Below are 17,070 nucleotides of genomic sequence, written 5' to 3'. Positions count from 1 at the left end.
ATGCCCTTAAACATTGCAAATGTTCTTACTTAACCACATAGTGGCCAAATAAGATTCTAAAATTAAAATTTATTCTACAATTTTCCAAATTGTAAGCCTTAGAATTTTAATACCTTACGCATTTTTTGTAGTATTACGGTATACAAAACTATTGCATAAGCTATGCCTAAACTTCGTTTAACTACGCAACGAGAATCTATTTTTAATAATGAGGTAATCTCAAAATTCGAACTATTTAACAGTTTATTTCTCACCTTGCCTTTCTACAAAATTAAAGATACCGGAACATTGCTTCCGCTGTTTTTTAAGAGCTGTGAAGAAGGCATTGCAAACGGAGAAAAACCTGCACAGATTATCGAGGAATTTTTTGCCAAGTATACCAGTTATACCGACCCTAAGGATATTGTTGACCTGCTTTTCCGTTTTATCCAGTATATCGAACGGCAGGTGGTACTTTTTGATGCCGTAGAAGATGCTTCTTTTACCAAGTTAAATACAACTGATGAACAGAGTACATTGGCATTTATCTTAAAAAAGAATGCCGATAACAAACCGATGTTATCAAAAATTGAGAAGTTGATTGATGAACTTTCGCTCCGTTTGGTTTTAACCGCGCACCCAACCCAGTTTTATCCTGGAAGTGTATTGGCCATTATTACCGATTTAACTAAGGCCATTCGTGATAACGACCTTACTTCGATGAACTCCTTATTGCAGCAATTGGGTAAAACGCCGTTTTTTAATAAAAAATCGCCAACACCGGTTGATGAGGCCTTAAACCTTGCCTGGTTTTTAGAGAATACATTTTATTTTGCTGCGGCAAATATTCAGGAAGAGATAGACCAGAACCTTGATGAATACAACCTGGAGACCAAGAAAATTTTAGAGCTGGGTTTCTGGCCGGGGGGAGATAGAGATGGAAATCCGAACATTCATGCTGATACCACCTTGGAAGTTTCTAAAATGTTGCGCCAGATCCTTTTCCGTTGTTATTACCGCGATTTCAGGGTAATTAAACGCCGTATCACCTTTAGAGGTGTTGAAGAAAATATCGCAAAACTGCACGATGTACTGTATCTGAATGCTTTCGACCAGACCTGTGAACTTCATGATATTTCTGATGAACTAAGGGATAACCTGAATAAAATTAAAGAAACATTGTTAGCCGAACATGAAGGTTTGTTTGTTGACCTGGTTAACGATCTGATCCGTAAGATAGACTTATATGGTAACTACTTTGCGTCGCTAGATATTCGTCAGGACAGCCGCGTGCTCAGAAACGTGCATACTTATTGCCGCGCAAATAAGCCGATTTCTTCGCTGTATCCTGCCGATTATGATAAACTATCGGAAGCAGAGAAATTAGCTTTGATTTCTTTTAAAGAGGCAACAGTTGTTTACGCCAGTGAGCCTGATGCTTTGACAAAAGATACCATTGAAGTAATCAAAGAAATTAAAGGCATTCAAAGACGTAATGGCGAAAAAGCTTGTCACCGTTTTATCATCAGTAATTGCCAGCAAGCGAGCGATATTTTGCAATTGATTGAGCTTTTCCTTTGGAACGGCTGGAGTAAAGAATCGTTGACTATTGATTTTGTGCCGCTTTTTGAAACCGTTAACGATTTAAAGGGAGCAGCTGCAATTATGGATACGCTTTATAGTAATCCATTCTATAAGGCACATTTAGCCAGCCGTGGAAATAAACAGGATATTATGCTTGGTTATTCTGACAGCACCAAAGATGGTGGTTACTTAATGGCCAACTGGTCTATTTTTAACGGAAAAACATCATTATCTGCGGTTTCTGCAAAACACAACATTCAGCTTGCGTTTTTTGATGGCCGTGGTGGTCCGCCTGCACGCGGTGGAGGTAAAACACACCGTTTTTATGCTTCTATGGGTAAGGAAATTGCGAACAAGAACATGCAGTTAACCGTTCAGGGGCAAACCATCAGTTCTCAATATGGTTCGATAGAAAGTGCTGAATTTAATATCGAGCAATTAATCAATGCAGGACTTACTTCCGGATTAAAAGAGAAACACAATATTCTGTTAGATCCTGAGAATAAAACGCTGCTTGACGAAATGGCTGAAGAAAGCTACAAGGCTTTTGTCGACTTGCGCGAGCACCCATTATTTGTGAGTTATTTAGAGAAATTGTCTCCTTTAAAACTATTGTCGCAAGCTAACATTAGTAGCCGCCCGGTTAAAAGAAACGGTGGAGGCGAAATGAAACTCGAAGATTTAAGGGCAATCAGTTTTGTTACCGCCTGGAGTATGCTGAAACAGAATGTTCCTGGCTTCTATGGAATGGGAACAGCTTTAAAAAATCAGGAAAAAGCTGGAAATTGGGATAAAGTGCTTAAAGTTTATCAGGATTCTGATTATTTGAAAACGATTGTAGATAACTGTATGATGAGCATGAGTAAATCAGATTTTACCATTACAGCGCATTTGGCCGCAGATAAGGAGTTTGGTGCTTTTTGGACTCAATTACATAACGAATTCGAATTAGCTAAGGAGATGCTTTTAAAACTATCCGGACAGCCAACATTAATGGCTAATTATCCTGTAGATAAAAAATCAATCGCCACCCGCGAAAAAATCATCTTGCCATTGGTATTGATTCAGCATTTCGCTTTAGAAAAACTGCAACACGATCAAAACGAGAAAGATCAGCATGCTTTAGAAAAGTTGGCGGTAAGAACGGTATTCGGTATTGTAAATGCGGGTAGGAATTTGGCTTAATTAAGCGAAACCTTCAGGTTTTGAAATATAATCCAAGGTCTGTGTCCTCACGGACCTTTTTTACTGTTCTAATAATTTCATCATTGCGAGGAGGAGCTACGAAGCAATCTTACTGTGATGGGTTATGAAGATTGCGGTAAGATAGATTCTTCACTGGCTAGTTTTTCTGGGTTAAAATATTTTTTTCTAACAGGTTTTGTTAAATACAGAATTAGGGTAAAGAAGTAGAAAAATTCTGGGCTTGTTGAAATTTTAATAATCCTTCTGTATGGATATATATTAGAAAGATAAGATGGCCAAAAACCAAAATCCATACTTGTTGGACTGCTAGCAATTAAACCCCATGTAAATAAATTATATAATCCGAAAGCACATAGGGTAATCATAAACAACCACGATAGCCAATTGCGATGGAAAATTAAGAGAGTTATAAACAGCATTAGCGGAATATGTGAGTAATATAATGTCCATTTTAAGAGACTTTCATGTTGAAATGCATGTATAGTTTCTAAAACCGCAACAACTATAAAAACTGCCATCCAGTACCACTTGCCTATTTTGAGTAGCATGTTCATATCCAAAAGTATAATTAATTTAATCGTCTTCAAGTTTGCTTAGCAGATTCTTCACTGCGTTCAGAATGACAGATTGCTAACAAACAAAAATCCCTCGCTGATTTTCATCAGCGAGGGATTTTATATTATAAAAGTCAGATTAAGCTTTAAAACGATTATCGATCAATCGATCCCATTACCTTTTGGCCGAAAGCATTTAATGCGTCCTTTTCGGCAGCACCTTCGCTTACCATCTGGTGTACTTCTAAGGCACCACAGATATTGGTAATCATTTCACCTGCAACATCAACCTCGTGCTCACTAACCCCTCTAAACTCGCAAAAAGCCTCTAAAACCTCCAAAGTGGTCTCCAGTTGTGCTGGAGTGGTGTTTTGAAATAATTGTCTTATAACCGGAATCTTCATTACTTTATCTTATTAAATAGTTCAATTAAACCTTCTGCTTTGTTGGTTTGCACCTGATCTACCAAGCTACCGCCTTCAAAAGCTGCGAAAGTTGGTAAATTATCAACGTTTGCAAATTTGCGCGAGTTTGGAAGTTTTTCGGCATCAACAATCAAGAAAGCTACATCTTCATTTTCTGAAGCCAATTTTTTAAACTTCGGTTTCATGATTCTGCAGTTTCCACACCATGATGCAGCATACTGAACCATAACCTTTGAGTTATCGGCCAAATATTGTTGAAGATTATCTTCTGTTAATTCTAAAAACATAACGTTTTGTTTAATTAGTTAGCGGCTAAATATTCAGCAACGCCAGTTCTGTTCGCATTCATTGCTTCTTTTCCTTCTTCCCAGTTTGCAGGACAAACTTCACCGTGTTTTTGAACGTGAGCGTAAGCATCGATTAAACGTAAATATTCTTTAACGTTTCTACCTAATGGCATATCGTTAACACTTTCGTGGAAAACTTTACCAGTTTCGTCGATTAAATAAGTAGCTCTGAAAGAAACATTTGATCCTGAGAAAGATTCGTTTCCTTCTTCGTCATAGTTAACTTCCTGATCTAAAATATCAAGGATGCCAGATAACTGTCTGTGGGTATCAGCTAAGATTGGATAAGTAACACCTTCAATACCACCGTTATCTTTTGGTGTATTTAACCAGGCGAAGTGAACTTCGTTGGTATCACAAGATGCACCGATTACAATTGTATTTCTTTTTTCAAACTCAGGTAAAGCAGCTTGGAAAGCATGTAATTCTGTAGGGCAAACGAAAGTAAAATCTTTTGGATACCAGAACAATAACACTTTGCTATTTTTATTTACAGCCTCTTCAAATACATTGATTTTCAAGTCATCACCCATGTCTGACATTGCATCAATACTAACACTTGGGAATTTTTTGCCTACTATTGCCATAATTTTTGTCTTTAATTTTATGCCACAAAGGTAAGGCTAAAACAGGTGTTAAGCAACCCAGTTTTACTAATTGTTAATTGTATTTATTGATAACGATATAGATGAAAACTATATTGTTAGGGTGAAATATAGTTGTGTGCTATTTGGGTTCTTGGCTGCCATGCTGAGGTACGAAGCATCCTTTCGTAGGTTGAAGATGCTTTGTGGCTACCCTAGGCGATTAAATGCAATGTTGTCATTGCGAGGTAGCAAGCAATCCTAATGTAAACGCGCTAGGAGCGGTCGTTGTAAGATTGCTTCCTCGGCTGAAAAAGCCTCCTCGCAATGACGAATTATTTATGGGAGGCTACTTCTTCAACGTATTTTCATACAGCTTAAATATTCTCTTATACTCATCGGTCCAACTGCTTGGCTCGATAAAACCATGGTCTTCAACAGGATAAACGGCAAGTTCCCAATTGTTTTTGCCCAACTCTATAAAGCGTTGACTAATACGAACAATATCCTGAAAGTGAACATTCACATCAACCATTCCATGCGCCATTAAAAGGTTGCCCTTTAATTTATCGGCGAAATAAATCGGCGAGCTTCTTTTGTAAGCAATAGGATCGTTAAACGGTTCATTTAAAATGTTCGAAGTATAGCCGTGATTATAGTGCGCCCAATCGGTAACTGAACGTAATGCTGCACCACTGGCAAAAACATCCGCTTCATTGAACATTGCCATCAAAGTAATAAAGCCGCCGTACGAGCCGCCGTATAAACCGACGTCCTGAGGATTAATACCATATTTCTCTATCAAAAACTTAACGCCATCAACCTGATCGGTTAAATCTTTTCCACCCATATGGCGGTAAATGCCTGTACGGTGATCGCGACCATAACCAGAACTTCCGGTATAATCGATATCGATTACTGTGTAACCGTTATCGGCCAGTAAATTATTGAACATAAACTCACGGAAGTAGGTGCTCCAGCCGAAATGTACATTTTGAAGATAGCCTGCTCCATGAACAAAAACTACCGCAGGATGGTTAGCATGTGGATTATCAGATTTATACACCCTTGCATACACGTCTGCACCATAACGGTTTTTAAAGCTTACCATATCCGGTTGACGCCACTTGTAAGAATTAAATTCGGCAGAGGTAGATTGGGTAATTTTTTCGGCTTTGGCACCAACCTTATTTGGCTGAAGATATAATTCTCCAGGCTTATCCATAAAGGAATAATTAATGGCGATGTATTTTTCGTCAGGAGAGAGGGTGATATCATTTAAGCCTTTCATGGTGGTAATCTGAACAAGCTCACCACCGTTTACACTGATTTTAAACAAGTTTGTAATCCCTGGGTGCTCCTTATTTGTTTTAAGATAAAATGTACTTCTATCCTTTGAGAGCTGAACAGATTGTACCTCCCATTTGCCAGATGTTAGTTGTTTTTTATCGCCTGTGGCAACATTCGCTACATAAAGGTGTGAGAATCCGGTAGCTTCGCTTTGGTAATAGAAGCGGTTATTGTCTATCCATCCGGTGCTACCTTGGTAAAAGCCACTAATGCCCGGGCCACCAATCCAGGCTTCATCCCGTTGACGGTCTATTAAAGAAAACTTCCCTGTTGATGCATCTAGTTTTAAGATCCAGCGGTCTTTATTGTCGGTTGAAGTGGCAACTACAATTGCGGTACTTCCGTTACCGTTCCAAAGTGGGCCGAAGAAATTTACAGGTCTGTCTGCGTTTTTCTTTTTTAGCGTATCCAATTCTTTAGGATAATCTTTAAGGTAATCGGGTAGATCTTTAATGCCCGGTATGGTAGCAGTCTGAATGGCATAAACAGAATCTTTTTGAGTATCGTAGATAAAGCCCTGCGAAATATTTTCATTTTCCCCAACCTTTGTTCTGCCAGGAATATCTTCGGTATAGCCTGATGATGTGATATAATTCGGAACAACAGTGCTATGGTTATTTTGGGCTGGCGTGGTTAGCTTATAAGTAATAAAATGGCCATCAGGACTAATGATTACACCATTTAAAAACTTATCTTCTGTATAAAGCTCTTTTAATGGTTTTGAATCTGCAGATGTTGTGCCAGAACGGCCTCTACCACCACGGGCGCCACTTCTGGTTTCTGCATTTCTTTTTTTAATGATATCAAACAATTCGGTTTGCTGTGCCTTTAACCATTTATCCTGCTCGGTAAGCGGCTTGGTTTCTGGTCGGCCTGCTTTTTTACCTTTAACGAAATTGGTGAGTTGTTTGGTTTCGGCAGATTTTAGGTCCACTTCGAAAAGATTATCGCCCAATTGATAAACGATATTTCCGTTGGTTAAAAAAACAGGGCTGTTCTCTCGCTCTTGTGTGCTGGTTAACCGCGTTTCTTTATTGTTTTTAAAATTCTGTAAATAGATATCGCCACTTTTTTCGATTAAACCGAGCGAGCGGTCAGTGTTATAGGTATAGTTTAAACTTAAAAGCTTTTCATCTTCCTTTTCTGCCGCTTTAACGGGTTTGGTAGCTGTTGCCGAAACTTTAAATAACTCTTCTTTAGCTTTATTTTCAGGGTTCCAGTTGAAGTACAGGGTTTTGCTATCCGCAGTCCAACGGAAATTAGTCGGTGCAACGCCCATCCACTTTGGATCGCGCATTATCTTTTCGACGGTTAAAGGTGCTAATTGTTGCGCAAAAGCATATTCGCCTGTGCAAAGCAAAAGGAAAAGTAAATATTTCTTCATGAATTTTAGGTTTGGCTGCAATTTAGGGAATGGACTTGCTAATTTTAACAGGAAATGGAAATGTTACAAGTGCCGTTTTTAATTAACCACAGATAAAAAGGATGAACACAGATGAAATTTTAAATTAGATATCAGATCTGTGGTTTAGTCCTAGCGGATTACTCCTCCAGTTTTATCTACATTCACATCATCGAAAGGTTTTAGGTACTCGTTGATGATTACTGCAAATTCTCGTCTGGTTAATACTTTTTTAAGCTCGTATTTAGAAGTAAACTTGTAGTTTTTGTTCCACTTTTTTTGCAGTTCGGTTTTGATTGCCTCAACCGATTTATTGCCCACATAACAAACCATCGCAATGGTATTTTCTAAATTGATGGGAATATGCTGATGATCATCGAACCAGATCTGGGCTTTGTAATAATAATCTTTGATCGGTTGCTTAATTTCATCGTAGGTAACATCTTTTTCGGGATTGAAATATGCTTTATCCTGTTTTATTTCCGCTTTGATAATTCCCGTTATACCCACTTTTTGGATAGCCAGCCAGTTAGAATCAATCGCTTTTACATCTTCAAAAGGCATTAACGTATGTTTATAGGCTAATAACTCACCCTGGATCCTTTTTAAATTTGATAAACTGGTTTTGGTGTCGAAAAATGCAGCATAGGCTGCGATTGCACCAGCAGCAGGGCCAATTTCGAACTGATCGGCAGAAATATATAAAAGGTTTTCTTGGTTCGGAATGAGCAAGCTGTATAATGATAAAAAACTGGCCGCTTTGGACGAAACACTTGCTACTGTTGTTCTATATAAGTTTTCATTATAATTTAATTGGCTTGAAACCGCAGGGCTTAGACTAGTGATTTTTAATGCAGCCAATAATTGATCTGATTTATCGGCCAGTACAAGAATCTTGGCTTTAATGCTTTTGTTTTTTGTGAGTTTCACTTCCCAACCACTGCCTGATCGTTTGATTTCGATGTAAGGAATACCATTGATTACATTTAAAAGCTGAGTGCTATCAACTATCACTTTTAGTGGTTTCTTTTTGTCGGGCTTTGGTTTAGGTGCATCTAAGTTTTTAGCGTTTTCAATCTCCCTTTTTAAAAAGCTTTGATAAAAAAGAGTTATTTCTTTGGGCTTGCTTTCAGAAATTTTCTTAAGATCAAGCTGTTCCTTTTGCGTAAGCAGAATTGTTTTAACACCTGATTTGAATGATTGAAAAGATGCTGAATAAGCGGCATCGCCACTACCAATAACCAATACATCTGTTTTTAAGGTTTGGGCATGTATAACCATCGGAATTATGAATGCGAAAACAAAAAACAATCTTTTCATCTTGAATATTAAAATTTGCTGCAATATGCTTTAAATGAATGAATTTTTAATGAAATGGGTGCATTTTAACTAAAATTAACGCACAACGGCTAGCCAGCTCAAATAATCACTTAATTTTCATATAACCTTACGAACCTTATATTTTCTTAAATTGCTTAAACAATAAAAATTATGAGGCTTTGGTAATTATGGAAGAACAGATAAAATCAGTTTTCGCTTTACAGCAGCAACATAAATTCGGGTTGCGCAAAACGGATGCTAAAACGCGCATTGGAAAACTAAGGCAGCTTAAACAGGCGTTAGAAAATGCCGAGGAAGAAATATTTGTCGCATTGAAGCGTGACTTGCGCAAAAACCGTTTCGAAACCGCAGTAACTGAACTGTTTTTTACTTATGCCGAAATAGATCACGCCATAAAAAAGCTGCGTAGCTGGATGAAACCAAAATCGGCAGGCAGGACCATGAGCAATCTTTTTGCCAGCAATAAAATTTATTATGAACCAAAAGGTGTTTGCCTGATTATTGCACCCTGGAACTATCCACTGCAATTAATCATGAGTCCATTGATTTCTGCCATAGCAGCAGGGAATTGCGTCATCCTAAAGCCGTCTGAATTGAGTGCTGCGACGGCGGGTATAATGAACAAACTGATCTCCAATACATTTGATCCAAAAGAAATTGCCTGTTTTGAAGGTGATGCCGAAGTTTCGACAGTGCTGTTAAAACTTCCGTTTGACCATATATTTTTTACCGGAAGCACTGCAATTGGTAAAGTGGTGATGGAAGCTGCGGCAAAAAACCTGAGCTCGGTTACCTTAGAGCTTGGTGGTAAATCACCAGCTATTGTAGATGAACCCTGTGACCTAAAAAGAGCCGCAGAAAAAATCGCCTGGGGCAAATTGGTTAATGCCGGACAAACCTGTATTGCCCCGGATTATGTATTAATTAAAGAAAATAAGCTGGCCGATTTTGAAATGCACTACAAGTCTGCGGTTCAAAAAATGTTCTTTAGCGAAGCGGAAATTAACAAAAAAGATTATGCTAAAATCATCAACACAAAACAGTATCTGCGCTTAAATAAATTGATTGAAGAAGCCCTTCATGATGGTGCTGTGCTAGCCTTAGGTGGAAAATCGGATGAGCAAGATTTAACCATTACACCAACGCTTTTAACTTCGGTAGCCGAGGGCAGCAGGATTATGCAGGAAGAAATTTTTGGACCAATTTTGCCTGTAATTACTTACAACAATCTACAGGAGGCAATTGATTTTGTAAACAGGAAAGAAAAGCCTTTGGCGCTTTATATCTTCTCAGACAATAAACAGAACCAAAATAAAATTATTACTGAAACAAGTGCAGGCGGAACCTGCGTAAATGATGTATTGGTCCATATCGGTAATCCTAATTTGCCTTTTGGCGGGGTAAGCAATAGCGGCATAGGCAGTTGTCATGGTATTTTTGGTTTTAAAACCTTTTCGCACGAAAGGGCAGTCGTTTTCCAGTCGAAGTTGGGGTTAACCAAAATGATTTATCCGCCTTACGAAAAAAAAATAGGCTTGTTAAAATGGCTGAAGAAATTGATGTAGATTTAGTATCCAGCAGATGTGAGGAGATATACGCGATTTGTGTTTACAGTATGCGACCACCTCTGAGTACGCTGCGCCTTCCTCTCTGTGATCTTTGCGGTTAATAACCCAATAATTCTCCTTATTTTGGGTTCATGGATTTAGAACAGCTTAAATATCCGATCGGTCAATTTTTGATGCCCGAAATTTTCGATCAAAAACAAATCGACGTATGGATTTCCGAAATAGAGGCTTTGCCTAATCAGCTTAGGAAAGCTACCGAAAATTTGACCGAAAAAGAATTAAACCAAACTTATCGCCCGGAAGGATGGACGTTGAGGCAAGTTGTTCACCATATTCCCGATAGCCATATCAATGCTTATATCCGTTTTAAACAAGCCATTACCGAAGATGTTCCCGTAATCAGGCCTTATTACGAAGAACGCTGGGCCGAAACCGGGGAAGCAAAAAATGGTGATATCAAATTATCTGTTGATTTATTGGCTGCTTTGCACCAGCGTTGGGTTGCTTTTTTAAAAACATTAAAACCCGAAGATTATCAGCGAAAATACATTCACCCAGCTCAGGGAAAAGAACTTACATTAGCAAACATGTTGGGCATGTACGCATGGCATGGAAAACATCATTTGGCACACATTACAAATACAATAGCAAAATGAAAAGAACTCGTTTAATTTTTATGGCCTTAATTCTTATTTGCTTTTGCACTGATGTTATCGCACAAAAAAATCCTTCAAAAACCTTTGCTTTTATTATGGGCTCTTGGGAAATGCAAACCGCCAAGGGTAAAATAGTAGAGCAGTGGGTGCAAAATCCAGATAAAACACTCAGCGGCAAAAGCTATCGAATAAATGCCAAAGGTGATAGTGCGCTTACCGAAACCCTTAAGATCAAAAAGATTGGAAAAGATACTTTTTATTGTTCAACTGTAACAGGACAGAACGAAGGAAAAGAGACTTGTTTCAAACTTATTGCCACAAAAGATGAGACCTATGTTTTCGAAGACAAAATACACGATTTTCCGCAGCGGATAGTTTACCAAAATCAGGGCAAAAATGATTTGCTCGCCTGGATTGAAGGCGAGCTTAATGGTAAAAGCCGAAAATCGGAGTTTAGGTATAAACGGCAATAGTTGTGATCTTATTTTACCTGTAAATGCATATATTTATAGAGCAAGTTGAAATTAATAGTACGCTCTGAAAGAATACTATTTTAACATTTTATTTTAGGATCGTCACCCTGAATTTATTTCAGGGCCTTCATATGAGGAGATGCTGAAATAAATTCAGCATGACGACCGCCGCCTAGCGCGAACCCTAAAATGATATGTTAAAATATTAATCAGATTCATTTAATAATACTAATTATGAATATCAAGCAAACATTAACAATAAGGCCAGATAAACAGCGTTCTAAACGAGTAGAAAATAATAGGCTAGAAGAGAAATCTATTTCGTCATCGAAATTAAACGGTGTAGTGGGAGCAATTGAATTACCCAATGATTTTGACGAAGAAATAGAGCTCCGTGCTTATTTTGAAAGCAAACACTTATAGAATAAATTTAAGTACCTTCTCTGATGGGTTTTAACTAATTTGATTACATCAAAATCAGCATTGCTGCGCTCATAGCAATCATAATGGCATCTTCAACAATGGTTACGGTACTCATGGGTAGGTTAAAGACTGCCCCCAAACAGGCACATTGAATCTTTTTCTTGTTTAAAACACTTTCCAAAACACCAAGGATGCTTACCGTCATTACAATTAGCGTAACCCAGTTTACGATAACAGGAGATAAGCTTAAAGCAAAAGATAAGCCTAATCCGAGTTCGATAAAAGCATAGATATATCCCCATACGCTAAATTTTTTGGCTACAATATCGTACATGGCATAACTTTCGGCAAAAGCTTTCAGATTAAGCATTTTAAAGAAAGAGAAGGTGAGGAAGAAACCCGCCATAAAAACGCGCATGAACACCATGAAATTAATTCCGCTTGATTGCCACGAAACCACAAGCGATATGGCAGTAACATAACCGAATATCAATAAAATGGGTTTATAAGTTTCGGCCCACGATTTTGCTTCTTCAAGTGTTTCGCTATTGTGTGTGGCAGAAATTTGATATTTGCTTTCTGATCCACCCAAAGCTTGTTGGAGTGTATCTAAGCCAATATGTTTATCCATGCTAATGGTAGCAGAATTGGTATCTTTCGAAACCTCAACAGAAGTTACATCTGGTAAAACGAGCAGGTTACTTTTTACTTTATTTTCGCAACCGCCGCAAGTCATGCCGGTAAGTTGATAGGTATGTGTCATGATTAAAATCTTTATACAAATTTACCGCTTCATAGGGCCATAAGCGTTACAGAATAATCATAAAGTTTTATAGAATTTTAGGCTGCTCTTATTCTGAACGCAGGAAAGAATCTCTATCTGCTGCGGGCGGTTCTCTGTGATTGTGCGATAATTCCCTCACCGTTTAAATAGTTATCATTAAGAAATTAAGGTCATTAAGGTTTGATCAACAGTTTATAAACAAAGCAAACAAGCCACTAGACAAGTTGTTTCCCTAAACCCTAAACCCTAAACCCCTTCTTATCCCACCAAAACCGAAGTCATGGTTAACGAACCGCCAACAGCTTTGTCATTAAAGAAAGAAACTTCTTCCTTGTCGTTTTTCATTCCGAGGGTATAAATCAGGGGTAAATAGTGCTCTGGTGTAGGGATGGCCAACATCGCATCGGTACCCAGGTTACGATAGTTGATCAAAGGTTTATGGTCGCCGTTGGCAATTAAATTTTTAAACTTATCGTTCATTTCAATTGCCCAATCATAACCGCCACCATTAATCATTTCCCAGCTTAACATGCGGAGGTTGTGTACCATGTTTCCGCTGCCCAAAACCAATATCCCTTTTTTACGGAGCGCATAAATTTCTTTGGCGATTTCGTAATGCTGTTCAGGCGATTTGGTATAATCGATACTTAATTGCAAAACTGGAATATCGGCATTTGGGTACATGTGTTTTACCACTGTCCAGGTGCCATGATCCAAACCCCAGTCATGGTCTAAACCAACGGGAGTGGAGTGAATTAAATTCGGAATTTCTGCGGCCAGTTTTGGATCGCCGGGTGCCGGATATTGTACATCAAAAAGTGCTTGCGGAAAACCACCAAAATCGTGAATGGTGCTCGGGAAATCCATTGCAGTAACAAAGGTTCCATGTGTGTACCAATGCGCCGACACCACTAACACTGCTTTTGGCACTGGAATATTTTTTGCCAGCTCTGCCCAACTCTGGCTAAACTCATTATTTTCGATACCGTTCATTGGGGAGCCGTGACCAATAAAAAGTGCAGGCATCAGCTCGGTTTGAGGTAAGCGCTGAGTAAAACTTCTGAATTGAGATAGTGTAGACATGATTACTGGGTTTGCCTGATAGAAATTTAAATAATCGTCCTCCTGAACCTGTTTCAGGATCTGATGAGAAAGATTCCGGGCCAAGCCCGGAATGACGATCTCCTTAATTATTTCGCCTGAACAAATTCAAGGTTTAATTTAATGGCTACATCTTTTGCAACGCCGGCACCAGTTGGATCATATTTAATGTTATAATCTAAACGGTTTATGGTCGTTGTAGCACCAAATCCGGCTTTAGTGTTTCCTTGTTGATCTTTAGCTGTACCACCATAAACTACAGCAAATTTTACATCTTTGGTTACATCACGGATGGTTAACTTTCCACTTAACTCATAGTTGTTTCCACTTAATTTTTTGAAAGAAGTGCTTTCGAACTTCATCGTAGGGTAAGTCGCCACATTAAAAAAATCGTCAGTTTTTAAGTGTCCGTCTCTCATGTCAACACCTGTAGTAATGCTGTTTACATCAACGCTAAAGCTGATTTTAGCATCCGTCAAATCTGGTTTAGAAGCCGTAACCGTTCCGTCGAATTTTTTAAAAGAACCGTCAACGAAAGAAATACCCATGTGTTTAACCGAAAAGTTAACAAACGAGTGCATCGGATCTATTTTCCAGCTTGTTTGTGCAAATGATGCTACACTAATTGAGGTAGCGATCAGAAATAAGAATAACTTTTTCATAAGTTTATAATTTAGTTTTAACTGTGATGAAGCTATCAGATTTTTCACCGATGTGGTTTGAAAAATCATGATGGTTTCATAATAGTAAATTTATTTAGATACAAATGTAGTTGAGTATCAGCCAATCAGTCTTGACGTATGATAAGAAATTTGGGGTGAGTATATGGCGTCTTATAGACTATCGACCATGAGCGATCAACTATTTCACTTCGTCCAGTGTTTTCCTGCTATCCGTTGATGCTGCTTTATAAGCGGAGGGTGTAATTCCGGTTACTTTTTTAAACTGTGCCGATAAATGAGCAACACTACTGTAGTTTAGTTGATAGGCAATTTCGCTCAAGGTAAGTTCGCCATAAGTAAGCATCTCTTTTGCTTTTTCTATTTTTTGAGCAATGAAATACTTCTCGATAGTTTGGTCTTCCACGTCTGAAAAAATGCTGCTTAAGCTCGTGTATTCCAATTTTAACTGCTCGCTGAGATGGGCAGAAAGATTGATTTTTAATGGCTCTTGGGTATAGTGTACCAGATTAATAATGGCGGTTTTAATCTGCTCTGCAATCTGGGTTTTCCTATCCTCAAGTAATTCGAACCCAAAATGAGTCAAATTATCCGATATCTTGATTTTATCCTCTGGAGAAATGTTTTCAGCCAAGGTAACCTCGCCAAGTTCAACCAATAATGGTTTAAAGCCGAGCTTTTCCAGCTCAGCTTTAACCACCATTTTACAACGGTTGCATACCATGTTTTTGATATGCAGCTTCATTAGTTCGATTTTATGGTTTCAGAAACGTCACCGCAATCAAACATCATACTTCCATAATATGGATTTTCGATGTTCTCTTTTTCGTTTAACCAGCTTGCCTTTGCCATTGGGCAATGTTGAATGTAAACGGTCTTGCTATTAAACTTTAAACCCTTTAAGGTTTTGATCATCGCATAAGAAATTCCTTCAAAGGCTTTTCTTTGTGTTTTAATGTCATTAGAACCTGCAAGTTGAGCGGCTTTACTTTTGATGATGGCCGCTTGTTCCATAAATGTTTTATGCTGATCTGCAGGTAGATCTTTATGGTTCACCGCATTTACTTTTGCCGATAAAACCTTTACTTTTTCGATGGCTAAGTCTTTTTTGTCGGTTGCTAAAGCATTTTTCACATCGTAATAAGCTGTTAGCACCTGATTTAAAGCTAGATCTGTTTTGCTTTGTGCGTAAGTGAAAGCTGTTGTTGCGATTGTCATGATGGCAACTATTCCTAATATTTTTTTCATCTGTTATTTTATTTTAAAACGTTAAAGAAATTAAATTCTGCCCTAAGCAGGTACATATTTTTGGTATATCGGTTATCCATATTTCCAGTCGCCTGAAAACGGTAGCCCAAATCGATACGGGTTGTGCTATTTAAAATCACCTGTATGGCTGGGGCTATATCCAAGTAAGACTGGCCGCTACTTGGATCTGTTTTTCCCAATAACTCTAAATATACATTAAAGTTTGGCTGCTTGTAATCCTTGTAAACCACTGGCAAAACCAGATAACCCGATGATAAACTGTAAGAAAGCATTTTGTCAGGCTGAGGTGTATTTAATCCCAAAACCTTATCAGTAATGATGGCATCAGCGTAACCCAATGTGGCCGAAAGCGCTAGTTTGTGCAAAAGCTGCGTGAAAATTAAGCCTGTTTGCCATCCGCTGTTATCCCCCTCTAAGTTAATATCTCTCGTAAAATTAGGGCGATTACTTGAACTTATTCTCCCAAAAGCTGCAGCCCTGAAGTGGCTATGTGCTTCATCCAGTGATAAAAACCGATACTTGGCGTAAAGACTCCCACCTTCTAAACGGTATTTTCCGTCCATATCAGATAAAAAACCTTGTGCATGCATCATCAGGTTTTTATTAAAGCCAATCATTACTTCCGGAATGGTCCTGCTAACAAAATCTGGATTGTTAAACATGCCTTCATTCGTAATTCTTACACCTATTGATTTGGTAGGCATATTACTGGCAGGCTCGGTAAATACATAGAGTTCTTGTGCAAAACCATTTGTATAGGCGCCAATAATCATCAGCGCCAATACGAGTATCCTTTTCATTTTAAGAAAGAACTAAATGATAAATACGTGTTTTTTTGCCGTTAACCACTCCTGTGCCGCTCGCATAGGCATCAGAATTAGCTGTTGTGGCTTGCTTCTTAAATGCTGAACCAGAAATGAAGTTTTTATCAACAACACTGGCTTTTACAGTCCCATTAAGTGTTTTGCTTTTCGCATTTACAAAACGATATACATTGCCATCAACAACTGCCTGACCTTTATCGTCTATTTTTACCTGGTTAAAATTGAAACTTGCGGTTAGACCACCAACCGAAAAACCAGCATCCTGAACCTTTTTGCGAACCAGATCAAGATTGATATTGGCATCTTTCTTAAAAGTTAAAACGAAGATATTTTTGTTCAGATCGGGTTTTACGCTACTGATAAAGTTTAGCGTTTCTAACGATTTTTGCGTTGCGTTAGAACACATGGAACAGGTTAAACCGGTTACCTGTAAATCGGCTGTAGATATTTGTTGTGCCGAAGCCTTAACGGCAAAAAATAGCATAATGATGCTGAATATTTTTATTGTTTTCATGATTTT

The 17,070-nt window shown here is 38.3% G+C and carries 18 protein-coding genes; 5 read left to right on the top strand and 13 right to left on the bottom strand.

Features of this window, described 5'->3' with window-relative positions; all coding sequences use genetic code 11:
* Positions 1-162: 162 nt before the first annotated feature.
* Positions 163-2,748 carry a phosphoenolpyruvate carboxylase gene (locus tag LQ201_RS12920; RefSeq protein ID WP_230142913.1) on the top strand — a complete coding sequence of 862 codons (2,586 nt, stop codon included), beginning with the start codon at positions 163-165 and terminating at the stop codon, positions 2,746-2,748.
* 122 nt (positions 2,749-2,870) lie between these two features.
* On the opposite strand, the gene LQ201_RS12915 is transcribed toward LQ201_RS12920, so the two are convergent.
* The 6 genes from LQ201_RS12915 to LQ201_RS12890 all read right to left on the bottom strand — a co-directional run bounded on the left by LQ201_RS12915 (position 2,871) and on the right by LQ201_RS12890 (position 8,751).
* A complete protein-coding gene (locus tag LQ201_RS12915) occupies positions 2,871-3,323 on the bottom strand; it encodes a hypothetical protein (RefSeq protein WP_230142912.1) in 453 nt (150 codons plus the stop codon).
* A 155-nt stretch (positions 3,324-3,478) separates the two neighbouring features.
* Positions 3,479-3,727, bottom strand: coding sequence for a hypothetical protein (locus LQ201_RS12910; RefSeq protein ID WP_010599336.1), 249 nt, complete (start codon positions 3,725-3,727; stop codon positions 3,479-3,481).
* The gene (locus LQ201_RS12905; RefSeq protein ID WP_025141703.1) at positions 3,727-4,035 is read right to left on the bottom strand and encodes a co-chaperone YbbN; all 309 of its coding nucleotides are present in this window, start codon (positions 4,033-4,035) and stop codon (positions 3,727-3,729) included. The genes LQ201_RS12910 and LQ201_RS12905 overlap by 1 nt, the downstream gene beginning before the upstream one ends.
* Before the next feature lie 14 nt (positions 4,036-4,049).
* Complete coding sequence (locus LQ201_RS12900) at positions 4,050-4,682, bottom strand: peroxiredoxin (protein ID WP_025141704.1); 633 nt, start codon at positions 4,680-4,682, stop codon at positions 4,050-4,052.
* A 346-nt stretch (positions 4,683-5,028) separates the two neighbouring features.
* A complete protein-coding gene (locus LQ201_RS12895) occupies positions 5,029-7,413 on the bottom strand; it encodes an alpha/beta fold hydrolase (RefSeq protein WP_230142910.1) in 2,385 nt (794 codons plus the stop codon).
* A 150-nt stretch (positions 7,414-7,563) separates the two neighbouring features.
* Positions 7,564-8,751: a hypothetical protein gene (locus tag LQ201_RS12890; RefSeq protein ID WP_230142908.1), complete on the bottom strand. Its 1,188-nt coding sequence runs from the start codon at positions 8,749-8,751 to the stop codon at positions 7,564-7,566.
* 188 nt (positions 8,752-8,939) lie between these two features.
* On the opposite strand from LQ201_RS12890, the gene LQ201_RS12885 reads away from it, so the two are divergent.
* The 4 genes from LQ201_RS12885 (at position 8,940) to LQ201_RS12870 (ending at position 11,892) form a co-directional block, all read left to right on the top strand.
* Positions 8,940-10,337 (top strand): aldehyde dehydrogenase family protein, encoded by a 1,398-nt coding sequence (locus tag LQ201_RS12885; RefSeq protein ID WP_230142907.1) that lies wholly within the window; start codon positions 8,940-8,942, stop codon positions 10,335-10,337.
* A 134-nt stretch (positions 10,338-10,471) separates the two neighbouring features.
* Positions 10,472-10,996 (top strand): YfiT family bacillithiol transferase, encoded by a 525-nt coding sequence (locus tag LQ201_RS12880; RefSeq protein ID WP_230142905.1) that lies wholly within the window; start codon positions 10,472-10,474, stop codon positions 10,994-10,996.
* On the top strand, positions 10,993-11,469 hold the full coding sequence (locus LQ201_RS12875; RefSeq protein ID WP_230142903.1) for a DUF6265 family protein: 477 nt from the start codon (positions 10,993-10,995) through the stop codon (positions 11,467-11,469). Before LQ201_RS12880 ends, LQ201_RS12875 begins: the two co-directional genes overlap by 4 nt.
* 234 nt (positions 11,470-11,703) lie before the next feature.
* Complete coding sequence (locus LQ201_RS12870; protein WP_230142901.1) at positions 11,704-11,892, top strand: hypothetical protein; 189 nt, start codon at positions 11,704-11,706, stop codon at positions 11,890-11,892.
* A gap of 43 nt (positions 11,893-11,935) precedes the next feature.
* Here LQ201_RS12870 and LQ201_RS12865 read toward each other — a convergent pair whose 3' ends face one another.
* The 7 genes from LQ201_RS12865 to LQ201_RS12835 all read right to left on the bottom strand — a co-directional run bounded on the left by LQ201_RS12865 (position 11,936) and on the right by LQ201_RS12835 (position 17,064).
* A complete protein-coding gene (locus tag LQ201_RS12865; protein ID WP_230142899.1) occupies positions 11,936-12,655 on the bottom strand; it encodes a heavy-metal-associated domain-containing protein in 720 nt (239 codons plus the stop codon).
* Positions 12,656-12,934: 279 nt separating this feature from the next.
* Positions 12,935-13,759 (bottom strand): 4,5-DOPA dioxygenase extradiol, encoded by an 825-nt coding sequence (gene ygiD, locus LQ201_RS12860; protein ID WP_230142898.1) that lies wholly within the window; start codon positions 13,757-13,759, stop codon positions 12,935-12,937.
* Positions 13,760-13,866: 107 nt separating this feature from the next.
* Positions 13,867-14,439, bottom strand: coding sequence for a YceI family protein (locus LQ201_RS12855; RefSeq protein WP_230142897.1), 573 nt, complete (start codon positions 14,437-14,439; stop codon positions 13,867-13,869).
* Between the two features lie 199 nt (positions 14,440-14,638).
* Positions 14,639-15,202 carry an AraC family transcriptional regulator gene (locus LQ201_RS12850; protein ID WP_230142896.1) on the bottom strand — a complete coding sequence of 188 codons (564 nt, stop codon included), beginning with the start codon at positions 15,200-15,202 and terminating at the stop codon, positions 14,639-14,641.
* The gene (locus tag LQ201_RS12845) at positions 15,202-15,705 is read right to left on the bottom strand and encodes a DUF3347 domain-containing protein (protein ID WP_230142895.1); all 504 of its coding nucleotides are present in this window, start codon (positions 15,703-15,705) and stop codon (positions 15,202-15,204) included. The genes LQ201_RS12850 and LQ201_RS12845 overlap by 1 nt, the downstream gene beginning before the upstream one ends.
* 8 nt (positions 15,706-15,713) lie before the next feature.
* Positions 15,714-16,526 carry a hypothetical protein gene (locus tag LQ201_RS12840; RefSeq protein ID WP_230142894.1) on the bottom strand — a complete coding sequence of 271 codons (813 nt, stop codon included), beginning with the start codon at positions 16,524-16,526 and terminating at the stop codon, positions 15,714-15,716.
* Position 16,527: 1 nt separating this feature from the next.
* Complete coding sequence (locus LQ201_RS12835) at positions 16,528-17,064, bottom strand: heavy-metal-associated domain-containing protein (RefSeq protein ID WP_230142893.1); 537 nt, start codon at positions 17,062-17,064, stop codon at positions 16,528-16,530.
* Positions 17,065-17,070 lie beyond the last annotated feature (6 nt).

The sequence above is a fragment of the Pedobacter sp. Bi126 genome, assembly GCF_918698245.1.
Classification (GTDB): Bacteria; Bacteroidota; Bacteroidia; order Sphingobacteriales; family Sphingobacteriaceae; genus Pedobacter.
Note: the sequence above shows the minus strand (reverse complement) of the source record. Positions and strands in the feature narration are given on the sequence as shown.

Bases quoted from the DNA above. Each gene is read 5' to 3' on its own strand.
- LQ201_RS12905 (WP_025141703.1), bottom strand. From the start codon at position 4,035: ATGTTTTTAGAATTAACAGAAGATAATCTTCAACAATATTTGGCCGAT.
- LQ201_RS12915 (WP_230142912.1), bottom strand. From the start codon at position 3,323: ATGAACATGCTACTCAAAATAGGCAAGTGGTACTGGATGGCAGTTTTT.
- ygiD (WP_230142898.1), bottom strand. From the start codon at position 13,759: ATGTCTACACTATCTCAATTCAGAAGTTTTACTCAGCGCTTACCTCAA.
- LQ201_RS12865 (WP_230142899.1), bottom strand. From the start codon at position 12,655: ATGACACATACCTATCAACTTACCGGCATGACTTGCGGCGGTTGCGAA.
- LQ201_RS12910 (WP_010599336.1), bottom strand. From the start codon at position 3,727: ATGAAGATTCCGGTTATAAGACAATTATTTCAAAACACCACTCCAGCA.
- LQ201_RS12840 (WP_230142894.1), bottom strand. From the start codon at position 16,526: ATGAAAAGGATACTCGTATTGGCGCTGATGATTATTGGCGCCTATACA.
- LQ201_RS12885 (WP_230142907.1), top strand. From the start codon at position 8,940: ATGGAAGAACAGATAAAATCAGTTTTCGCTTTACAGCAGCAACATAAA.
- LQ201_RS12895 (WP_230142910.1), bottom strand. From the start codon at position 7,413: ATGAAGAAATATTTACTTTTCCTTTTGCTTTGCACAGGCGAATATGCT.
- LQ201_RS12855 (WP_230142897.1), bottom strand. From the start codon at position 14,439: ATGAAAAAGTTATTCTTATTTCTGATCGCTACCTCAATTAGTGTAGCA.
- LQ201_RS12920 (WP_230142913.1), top strand. From the start codon at position 163: ATGCCTAAACTTCGTTTAACTACGCAACGAGAATCTATTTTTAATAAT.
- LQ201_RS12870 (WP_230142901.1), top strand. From the start codon at position 11,704: ATGAATATCAAGCAAACATTAACAATAAGGCCAGATAAACAGCGTTCT.
- LQ201_RS12875 (WP_230142903.1), top strand. From the start codon at position 10,993: ATGAAAAGAACTCGTTTAATTTTTATGGCCTTAATTCTTATTTGCTTT.
- LQ201_RS12900 (WP_025141704.1), bottom strand. From the start codon at position 4,682: ATGGCAATAGTAGGCAAAAAATTCCCAAGTGTTAGTATTGATGCAATG.
- LQ201_RS12850 (WP_230142896.1), bottom strand. From the start codon at position 15,202: ATGAAGCTGCATATCAAAAACATGGTATGCAACCGTTGTAAAATGGTG.
- LQ201_RS12835 (WP_230142893.1), bottom strand. From the start codon at position 17,064: ATGAAAACAATAAAAATATTCAGCATCATTATGCTATTTTTTGCCGTT.
- LQ201_RS12845 (WP_230142895.1), bottom strand. From the start codon at position 15,705: ATGAAAAAAATATTAGGAATAGTTGCCATCATGACAATCGCAACAACA.
- LQ201_RS12880 (WP_230142905.1), top strand. From the start codon at position 10,472: ATGGATTTAGAACAGCTTAAATATCCGATCGGTCAATTTTTGATGCCC.
- LQ201_RS12890 (WP_230142908.1), bottom strand. From the start codon at position 8,751: ATGAAAAGATTGTTTTTTGTTTTCGCATTCATAATTCCGATGGTTATA.